Origin of the sequence: Pseudomonas sp. PA15(2017), assembly GCF_001945395.1 — a bacterium.
Taxonomy (GTDB): domain Bacteria; phylum Pseudomonadota; class Gammaproteobacteria; order Pseudomonadales; family Pseudomonadaceae; genus Aquipseudomonas.
In genome coordinates this window covers 20,489-30,211 of record NZ_MSXV01000022.1, presented here as the reverse complement: position 1 = coordinate 30,211, position 9,723 = coordinate 20,489, and the positions used below count along the sequence as shown (strand labels likewise).

Annotated in this window: 8 protein-coding genes; 3 read left to right on the top strand and 5 right to left on the bottom strand. The window is 62.6% G+C overall.

Features of this window, described 5'->3' with window-relative positions; all coding sequences use genetic code 11:
- Nucleotides 1-194: 194 nt before the first annotated feature.
- Both BVH03_RS08295 and BVH03_RS08290 read right to left on the bottom strand, forming a co-directional pair.
- Complete coding sequence (locus BVH03_RS08295; RefSeq protein ID WP_075960720.1) at nucleotides 195-692, bottom strand: DUF934 domain-containing protein; 498 nt, start codon at nucleotides 690-692, stop codon at nucleotides 195-197.
- Entirely contained in the window at nucleotides 676-2,334 is a 1,659-nt protein-coding gene (locus tag BVH03_RS08290; protein ID WP_075960719.1) for a nitrite/sulfite reductase, read from the bottom strand. Before BVH03_RS08290 ends, BVH03_RS08295 begins: the two co-directional genes overlap by 17 nt.
- 495 nt (nucleotides 2,335-2,829) lie before the next feature.
- Between BVH03_RS08290 and BVH03_RS08285 the strand changes: the two genes are divergently transcribed.
- The 3 genes from BVH03_RS08285 to BVH03_RS08275 all read left to right on the top strand — a co-directional run bounded on the left by BVH03_RS08285 (nucleotide 2,830) and on the right by BVH03_RS08275 (nucleotide 4,963).
- Nucleotides 2,830-3,756 (top strand): ZIP family metal transporter, encoded by a 927-nt coding sequence (locus tag BVH03_RS08285; protein ID WP_075960718.1) that lies wholly within the window; start codon nucleotides 2,830-2,832, stop codon nucleotides 3,754-3,756.
- Nucleotides 3,757-3,828: 72 nt separating this feature from the next.
- A complete protein-coding gene (locus BVH03_RS08280) occupies nucleotides 3,829-4,623 on the top strand; it encodes an ABC transporter substrate-binding protein (RefSeq protein WP_168175604.1) in 795 nt (264 codons plus the stop codon).
- 37 nt (nucleotides 4,624-4,660) lie between these two features.
- On the top strand, nucleotides 4,661-4,963 hold the full coding sequence (locus BVH03_RS08275) for a DUF1883 domain-containing protein (protein WP_075930334.1): 303 nt from the start codon (nucleotides 4,661-4,663) through the stop codon (nucleotides 4,961-4,963).
- A 34-nt stretch (nucleotides 4,964-4,997) separates the two neighbouring features.
- Here BVH03_RS08275 and BVH03_RS08270 read toward each other — a convergent pair whose 3' ends face one another.
- Genes BVH03_RS08270 through metH form a run of 3 tightly spaced genes read right to left on the bottom strand, consistent with a single transcriptional unit; the run spans nucleotide 4,998 to nucleotide 9,547 of the window.
- Nucleotides 4,998-5,507 carry a hypothetical protein gene (locus tag BVH03_RS08270; RefSeq protein ID WP_256574657.1) on the bottom strand — a complete coding sequence of 170 codons (510 nt, stop codon included), beginning with the start codon at nucleotides 5,505-5,507 and terminating at the stop codon, nucleotides 4,998-5,000.
- 12 nt (nucleotides 5,508-5,519) lie between these two features.
- Nucleotides 5,520-5,834, bottom strand: coding sequence for a DUF5629 family protein (locus BVH03_RS08265; protein ID WP_075960715.1), 315 nt, complete (start codon nucleotides 5,832-5,834; stop codon nucleotides 5,520-5,522).
- Entirely contained in the window at nucleotides 5,831-9,547 is a 3,717-nt protein-coding gene (gene metH, locus BVH03_RS08260; RefSeq protein WP_075960714.1) for a methionine synthase, read from the bottom strand. The genes BVH03_RS08265 and metH overlap by 4 nt, the downstream gene beginning before the upstream one ends.
- Nucleotides 9,548-9,723: the final 176 nt, after the last annotated feature.

The window sequence follows — 9,723 nt, the reverse complement described above, 5'->3', positions numbered from 1 at the left end:
CGGAGGGATGTTTCTGGATCACCGTCCAAGGCCGGGAAGAACCAGGACGGTGAAGATTTCCAAAACCCGATATCCAGTGGATCGTAAGGCTGCTCCGCTTAAGTGAACAGCATTACGCCGAAAGGCGGGTTTTGCATTCTTGGAGCCTGTTTCAACGCAGTAGGGCCGACGCGCAGCTGATCGTGAGCAGGCTTCTAGGCGCGCCGCTTGAACAGCGGTTGAGGCTCATCGGCGGAGGCCTGATAAACCTCGGAGAATTCCTCGAAGGCTTTCAGGGCGTCTTCGGCGTCCTTGTCTTCGCGCAACGCGAAAGCATCGAAGCCACAACGCTTGAGGGCCCACAGCTGATCACGCAGCACGTCACCGATGGCGCGCAGCTCGCCCTTGAAACCATAGCGGGTACGCAGCAGATACGCGGAGGACGAGTGACGGCCGTCGGTGAACGCGGGGAAGTTCAGGGCGATGACCTGGAAGGCGTCCAGCGAGTCGACGATCGATTCGATCTCCTCCTCGGCGTCCAGCCATACGCCCAGGCCACCATCGCGGGCCTTGAGGGCGTGACCGTGTTCGAGCCAGAGGCTGAGCGGCACGATCAGATCGTCGCAGTTGGACAGTTCTTCGAAGGTGGTTTCCTTCGGCAGCAGGTGCCAGCTTTCGTCGACGATCTGGCCGTTCTTAATGATTCGCTGCATATACGCGCTCCTTGAACGGGGCGACACCGATACGGCGGAAGGTGTCGATGAAACTCTCTTCTTCGGTGCGTTGCTCGACGTAGACGTTGACGATCTTGTCGATCACGTCCGGCATGTCGTCCTGGGCGAAGGACGGGCCGAGGATCTGTGCCAGGCTGGCATCACGACCAGCGCTGCCGCCAAGAGACACCTGGTAGAACTCCTGGCCCTTCTTGTCGACGCCGAGAATGCCGATGTGGCCCACGTGGTGGTGGCCGCAGGCGTTCATGCAGCCGGAGATGTTCAGGTCGATGTCGCCGATGTCGAACAGGTAGTCCAGGTTGTCGAAGCGGCGCTGGATGGCTTCGGCCACCGGAATCGACTTGGCGTTGGCCAGGGAGCAGAAGTCGCCGCCCGGGCAGCAGATGATGTCGGTCAGCAGGCCTACGTTCGGGGTGGCGAAACCTCTGTCGCGCAGCTCGCCCCACAGGGTGAACAACTGCGCCTGCTCGACGTCGGCGAAGATGATGTTCTGGTTATGGCTGTTACGCACTTCGCCGAAGCTGTAGCGATCGGCCAGGTCGGCGATGGCGTCGAGCTGCTTGTCGGTGACGTCGCCCGGGGCCACACCGGTGGGCTTGAGCGACAGGGTGACGGCCACGTAGCCGGGCTTCTTGTGGGCGAAGGTGTTGCGCTGGCGCCAGCGGGCAAAGCCAGGGTGCTCGGCATCGAGCTGGGCGAGTTGCGCGTCCTGATCCTGCAGCGTCTGGTAGGCCGGGTCGACGAAATGCGCGGCGACGCGAGCCACTTCGGCTTCGGTCAGGGTGGTCGGGCCATCCTTGAGGTGCGCCCACTCGGCGTTCACGCGCTCGGCGAACACTTCCGGGGTCAGCGCCTTGACCAGGATCTTGATGCGCGCCTTGTACTTGTTGTCACGACGGCCATAGCGGTTGTACACGCGCAGGATGGCATCGAGGTAGGAGATCAGGTGCTGCCAGGGCAGGAACTCGTTGATGAAGCTACCGACGATCGGCGTACGACCCAGGCCGCCACCGACGGCGACGCGGAAGCCCAGTTCGCCGGCGGCGTTGTTCACCGCTTCCAGGCCGATATCGTGCACCTCGATGGCGGCGCGGTCGCCCGCGGCGCCGTTGACGGCAATCTTGAACTTGCGCGGCAGGTGGCTGAACTCGGGGTGGAAGGTCGACCACTGGCGGATGATCTCGCACCATGGGCGTGGATCGACGATCTCGTCCTTGGCCACACCAGCGAACTGGTCGGTGGTGGTGTTGCGGATGCAATTGCCGCTGGTCTGGATGGCGTGCATCTGCACGGTGGCCAGTTCGGCGAGAATCTCTGGCACGTCTTCCAGTTCCGGCCAGTTGAACTGGACGTTCTGGCGGGTGCTGATGTGCGCGTAGCCCTTGTCGTAATCACGGGCGATCTGCGCCAGCTTGCGCACCTGGGTGGTGTTCAACAGACCGTACGGCACGGCGATGCGCAGCATGGGCGCGAAGCGCTGGATGTAGAGACCGTTCTGCAACCGCAGCGGGCGGAATTCTTCGCCGCTCAGTTCGCCACTGAGGTAACGGCGGGTTTGATCGCGGAACTGCTTGACGCGGTCCTCGACGATTTTCTGGTCGTACTGGTCGTATACGTACATGGGAATCCTGTTATCAGGCTGCTTGCCAGATCGATGAAAGGCGATTGCGGCGCGACAGTGCGGCTTGGATCAGCGGTGGTCGAACTTGTGTTCGTTCGCTGAGTGGCCCTGGCAAGCCGTCACTCACAATGCTTCGATGACCTGTTACAGCAAATCTGCGCGCACGGCCGCGCACTCCTGTGCGGAGCCGGGGCACGATACCAGTTCAGGTTTATGCGCAAAAGTGATGTTTGAATATAAGAAAAGAACTTTTGGCACTAAGCAAGAAAGCATGCATAACTGTGCCTGTGCGTCGTCACAAAAGTACCCGGCGAACCGACTTCACGAGGTGTCGAGGACTGAGAATCATCCGCACCGCCGAGGCGTTTGGTGCTGCTTTTCGCGTATCTCGATGTCAGGGGGCAGCCAGGTGAAACACCGGCGATGGTCCGCTTGTCGCAGTTAACAGACGGCTGGCTTGCGCCAGTCGATTTCCGCGTCGATAAACGAGGTTCTATGCAAACGCTTTCCGAGCGCAACGGCTTGCTGCAAGTGTGGATGTCCCAGGTTCGTCAATCGCCCTGGGTCGCCGCCGGTTTGGCAGTTGCTCTGTTGGTGGTGATGTGGCTGCTGATCAGCAGCCTGTCCAACGTCTTCGAAGAGGGGCATCCGGAGCGAATTCGGCATGCCCTCTATGGCGGCGGGGCGGGGTTCGCAGCAACCACCCTGGGTGCGCTCGCGGCCCTGGCGCTGGGTAGCATCAGCGTCAGAACCCAGGACAGCATGCTGGGGTTCGCGGCGGGCATGATGCTTGCGGCGAGTTCCTTCTCGCTGATCCTGCCGGGCCTGGAGGCTGCCGAGAACCTGACCGGCAGCGGCATGGGCGGCGCGGCGACCGTGGTGTTCGGCCTTGCCCTTGGCGTGCTGCTGATGCTCGGGCTCGACCATTTCACCCCGCACGAGCATGAAAGCGCGGGTGCCCAGGGGCCGCATAGCAGCCGGCTGAGCCGCGTGTGGTTATTCGTGTTCGCGATCACCCTGCACAACCTGCCCGAAGGCATGGCCATCGGCGTCGGCTTTGCAGCCGATGACATGCAGGTCGGCATTCCCCTGGCCACCGCCATCGCCATTCAGGACATTCCCGAAGGCCTGGCGATTGCCCTGGCACTGCGTACCATCGGCGTCTCGGCGTTGCGTGCGGCGCTGATCGCGGCGGCCAGCGGGCTGATGGAGCCCCTGGGAGCGCTGGTGGGCGTTGGCATGTCCAGCAGTTATGCGCTGGCCTATCCCATTGGTCTGGGTCTGGCGGCTGGCGCGATGCTGTTCGTGGTGTCCCACGAGATCATTCCCGAGACGCACCGCAATGGTCATCAGACTTCGGCAACGCTGGGGCTGATGGGCGGATTTGCTGTGATGATGTTCTTAGATACGGCATTGGGCTGATGGGCATTTGCCTGGAGCTGATGCACACTGCGCCTCGTCTTGATGGTTCAGCGATCGGAATGGAATTGGCGCGTGCGCATAAATGAGGTCATGGCCCGTGGTCGTCGCGCCGCCTGCATGCTCATGCTGGTGGGCGCCGTGGGTGGCGCTGCCGCGGCGCAGAGCGAGCCGCTGAACGTCTATGTCGGGCAGGGGCAGATGCCGTTCGCCGATGGTGTCGCCAAGCGCGCCGGCTTGTTCGGCGAGCTGATGCGTGAACTATGTGTGCGCACGGCGCAGCAGTGCGTGTTTCGCAGCGTGCCCTGGCGGCGGGTATTGAGCGAAGCGGAGGGCGACCCCCGTGGCATCGTGCTCAACCTGGGGCGCACCCCCGAGCGCGAAGCGGGGTTCGTCTGGCTGCTTGACGTGCTGCCCACCCCCTACGCAATCGCCAGCCTCGATCGGCCCTTCGATACCCTCAGTGATGCCCTGCAGGCCGGCCCGGTAGCAGTGATGGCCGGCACGCCGCGTGCCGATGAGATCAAGCGCATCCGCACGGGTGATCAACGGGTCGTGGAAGTCACCGACCCACAGCAGGCGGCGCAGCTGTTGCACAGCGGGCGGGTAGTGGCCTGGTACGAAATCGATCTGCGCGCCCTGTACCTGTGGCGCGAGATGGATGCCGAGCCACCGCTGGTGTTCGGCAAACCCCTGAACGGCACCCGCAGCCATATCGCCGGGGGCCTCAAGCTCGAGGGTGCAGAGACGTTATCCCAGCAGATGGCGGCGGCCTTTGCCGACATGCGTCGTGACGGCAGCTGGCAGCGCATCCTGGCCGGTTATCTGGGTCTCGATCGGTCTCGGGCTTTGCTGTCGGACGGCTGGTGAGTCATGCTAGCGCCCTGAAATCCCCGAGGAGCGCTTGATGAAGTACATCCACCAGCGCGAGCACCTCAACGAGGATGACCTGGTCATCATCGAATGCTCGCAAACCTGCAACATCCGCCTGATGAACGATGCGAATTTTCGCAGCTTCAAGAACGGCGGTCGCCATACCTATCATGGCGGCGCGTTCGACAAGTTTCCGGCGAAGATCACCGTGCCCAGCAGCGGGTTCTGGAACATCACCATCGACACCGTGACCCGCAAGGCGATCAGCGTGACGCGCAAGCCGACCCTCAAGCACTCGATCAAGATCGTGCGTCGCTCGTCTTCGAATCTTTCATGAGTGCTGCCTGAAGCGAGCTTCTTCGGTAAGCCACTTATCGCTGCGGCGAGCCAAATAGTCTGGCGTACAACAGATCGATGGATTCGATCCGGGCGAAGCGCGCTCGCGGCACCACGCGGATATTAGGCCGCTCTGCCTTGACGCCTGCGACGTTGGCCTTGGTGTGCCTGGCCACTTTCAGCCCTTGCAGGTCAGCGAGCGGCTCGCCTGGCAGGCCGCCAAAGAACAGGAATGGCCCCAATGCCATGGTGACGGGGTCGAATTGAATCCAGATCACGCAGCCCGATGGCTTGCGGGCTAGGTCGAGATGAATGTTCTGGCTGGCGGCGGCGGCCGAGATGCCCGAGGTCTTGAGCTGGATGTGGCGAACCACGCCATTGGCTTCCAGCACGATGTCGTGCCCCGAACGGTCGAGCAGCGAGTGGGACACTTCCAGCGTCGCGCCGTACTCGAGCCAGGAAAGCTTGAGCATTTCGCCGACGAACAGGTGCTCGATGAGCTTTTCCCGGTAGACGGATTGATGGGTGTCCAGGCTCATTGGCATGCCGGGTCCAGATCAGTCACCGTCAGCGCTGACCGCTGCCAGACACGTCAGGCGATGGCCGTCGATCGACCAGCTGTCGTCGCCAGCCTCGTATTCAGCCTCCATCACCGCGTTGTAGCTGAACTGCCAGCGCTTGCGTTCGCGGCCGTCCTGGACCTCGATGGACAGCACCACGGCTTCGCTGGCGAACGGCTGATCCGCTTCTGCCGCAGCGTCGGCCTGGTCGAGCAGCGCTTCATCGAGCTGGAAGTCGAAGGCGTGCAGGTCGTCGATGACCAGCATGTCGGCGGTTTCCAGCCCATCGAGCAGATAAGGTTGCTCACTCATTCGTCATACCCCAGGTTGGGCGCCAGCCAGCGTTCGCTGACGGCGAGATCCTGTGCCTTGCGCTCGGTATAGCGCTCGATCTGATCCTTGTCGACCTTGCCCACGGCGAAGTATTGCGCCTCGGGGTGGGCGAAGTACCAGCCGCTGACTGCTGCCGCCGGGAACATGGCGTAGTGTTCGGTGAGAAACACGCCGCTCTGGCCGGCCTGGTTGTAGTCGGCCTGCGGGTCGAGCAGCTTGAACAGCGTGCCTTTCTCGGTGTGATCCGGGCAGGCGGGGTAGCCGGGGGCAGGGCGGATGCCCTTGTAGGCTTCCCTGATCAGTTCCTCGTTGCTCAGCTGTTCGTCCGGCTGATAGCCCCAGTACTGCTTGCGTACCTGCTCGTGCAGCCACTCCGCGCAGGCCTCGGCGAGACGGTCGGCGAGGGCCTTGACCATGATCGCGTTGTAATCGTCACCTTTGTCCTGGTAAGCCTTGGCCACTTCCTCGGCGCCGATGCCGGCGGTGGTGATGAAGCCGCCCACGTAGTCGGTGACGCCGCTTTCCTTTGGCGCGACGAAGTCGGCCAGGGACAGGTTCGGTTTGCCCTCGGGCTTGATGGTCTGCTGGCGCAGATGGTGCAGGGTGGCCAGGGGCTGGCCCTCATTGCCGTAGACTTCGATATCGTCGTCACGCACCTGGTTCGCCGGCCAGAAGCCGAGCACGGCGCGGGCCTTGATCAGCTTCTCGTCGATCAGCTTGCGCAGGATCGCCTGGGCATCGTTGAACAGGCTGGTGGCCGCTTCGCCGACCACTTCGTCGGTGAGGATGCGTGGGTACTTGCCGGCCAGGTCCCAAGAGATGAAGAACGGCGTCCAGTCGATGTACTCGGCCAGCACATCGAGGTCGATATCATCGAGCACCTTGGCGCCGGTAAAGCTCGGTTGCGGTGCACTATAGCCGGCCCAGTCGAACTTCAGCTTGTTGGCGACGGCATTGTCGTAGCTGAGGCGCTCGGTGCGGGTCGCCCGGGCCGAGGTACGCTCGCGCACCACCACGTACTCGTCGCGGGTGCGCTGCACGAAGTCGGGCTTGAGCTCCTTGGACAGCAGCTGGGTGGCCACGCCCACCGCACGCGAGGCGTCGGTGACGTAGACCACGGCATCGTTGCTGTACTGCGGGTCGATCTTCACCGCGGTGTGCGCCTTGGAGGTGGTGGCGCCACCGATCATCAGCGGCAGCTTGAAGCCCTGGCGCTGCATCTCCTTGGCAACGTGGACCATTTCGTCCAGCGACGGGGTGATCAGGCCGGACAGGCCGATGATGTCGCACTTCTCGGCGATGGCGGTCTGCAGGATCTTTTCCGCCGGCACCATCACGCCCAAATCGACGATGTCGTAACCGTTACAGCCGAGCACCACGCCGACGATATTCTTGCCGATGTCGTGTACGTCGCCTTTCACGGTGGCCATGAGGATCTTGCCCTTGGCCTCCGGTTTGTCGCCTTTTTCGGCTTCGATGAAGGGAATCAAATGGGCCACGGCCTGCTTCATCACGCGGGCCGACTTGACCACCTGGGGCAGGAACATCTTGCCCGAACCGAACAGGTCGCCAACGATGTTCATACCGCTCATCAGCGGACCTTCGATGACCTCGATGGGGCGCGTGCATTGCTGGCGGCATTGCTCGGTGTCTTCGACGATGAAGGCGGTGATGCCCTTGACCAGGGCGTGTTCCAGGCGCTTGTCGACCGGCAGCGAGCGCCATTCCTCGTTCTCGACTTCCTTGGTTGCGCCGCCGCCCCGGTAATTGTCGGCGATGGCGAGCAGGGCGTCGGTGCCGCCCTGCGTGCGGTTGAGCACCACATCCTCGACGCGATCACGCAGCTCTTTGGGGATCTCGTCGTAGATCTCCAGCTGGCCGGCGTTGACGATGCCCATGGTCAGGCCGTTCTGGATCGCGTAGTAGAGGAACACCGAGTGAATCGCTTCGCGCACCGGGTTGTTGCCGCGGAACGAGAAGGATACGTTAGACACGCCGCCCGAACTCAGTGCATAGGGCAGGTTGTCGCGAATGAAGGCGCAGGCCTCGATGAAATCAACGGCGTAGTTGTTGTGTTCCTCGATGCCGGTGGCGACGGCGAAGATGTTCGGGTCGAAGATGATGTCTTCCGGCGGGAAGCCCACTACATTGACCAGGATGTCGTAGCTGCGCTGGCAGATTTCCTTCTTGCGCGCCGCGGTGTCGGCCTGGCCGACCTCGTCGAAGGCCATCACCACCACCGCGGCGCCGTAGCGCTTGCACAGCTTGGCGTGGTGCTTGAACTGCTCGACGCCTTCCTTCATGGAGATCGAGTTGACGATGCCCTTGCCCTGGATGCACTTGAGGCCTGCCTCGATCACTTCCCACTTGGAGGAGTCGATCATGATCGGTACGCGGGAGATATCCGGCTCGCCGGCGATCAGGTTGAGGAACCTGACCATGGCCGCCTTGGAGTCGAGCATCCCTTCATCCATGTTGATGTCGATCACCTGGGCGCCGGCTTCCACCTGCTGCAGAGCGACTTCCAGGGCCTCGGTGTAATTCTCTTCACGGATCAGCCGGGCGAACTTGGCCGAGCCGGTGATGTTGGTACGCTCGCCGACGTTGACGAACAACGACTGGCGATCGATGGTGAACGGCTCCAGGCCGGACAGGCGACAGGCCTTGGCAATGTCCGGAATCGGGCGCGGCTGGTATTTGGCGACCGCTTCGGCGATGGCCTGGATGTGCCCCGGCGTGGTGCCGCAGCAGCCGCCGATGATGTTGAGAAAACCGCTGGCGGCGAATTCTTCGACCACCGCCGCCATTTCCGCCGGGGTTTCGTCGTACTCACCGAAGGCATTGGGCAGGCCGGCGTTGGGGTGTGCGGACACATGGGTGCCGGCTTTATTCGACAGCTCTTCCAGGTACGGGCGCAAGTCGGCGGCGCCAAGGGCGCAGTTCAGGCCCACGGAAATCGGCTTGGCATGGGCCACCGAGTTCCAGAACGCTTCGGTGGTCTGGCCCGACAGGGTGCGGCCGGAGGCATCGGTGATGGTGCCGGAGATCATGATCGGAAGCGTAACGCCGTCCTCGTCGAACACCTGTTGCACGGCGAAGATCGCCGCCTTGGCGTTCAGTGTGTCGAAGATGGTTTCGATCAGGATCAGGTCGGCGCCGCCCTCGATCAGGCCGCGGGTGGCTTCGGTGTAGTTCTCGACCAGCTCGTCGAAGGTGACGTTGCGGTAACCGGGGTCGTTGACGTCCGGAGAGATCGAGCAGGTGCGGCTGGTCGGGCCCAGCACGCCTGCGACGAAGCGTGGACGGTCCGGAGTTTCCAGGGTCTTGGCGTCGGCCACTTCACGGGCCACGCGGGCGCCGGCGACGTTCAGTTCATAGACGATCGACTCCATGTCGTAGTCGGCCTGGGACACCTGGGTGGCGTTGAAAGTATTGGTTTCCAGAATGTCGGCGCCAGCATCCAGGTAAGCCTTCTCGATGGCGGCGATGATCTGCGGCTGGGTCAGCAGCAGCAGGTCGTTGTTGCCCTTCACGTCGCTCGGCCAGTCGGCGAAGCGCTCGCCGCGGTAGTCGGCTTCTTCGAGCTTGTAGCTCTGGATCATGGTGCCCATGCCACCGTCGAGGATCAGGATGCGTTCCTTGAGGGCTTGCTGAAGTGTTTGGAGGCGGGCGCTGCGATCTGACGGGGGCATGTAAAAGGCTCTGAACGGGAGGCTACGACAAGGCGGCAGATGATAACAAACCCTGGTGGTTTTTCTGCGCCGCACACTTGTGCATGAATTATGTTCATGTTGTTGCCAGATGAACGGCCATGCAGGCATGGCGATGGCACAGGCGAGACGGCTAGAATGCGCGGCCATTTTCGTGG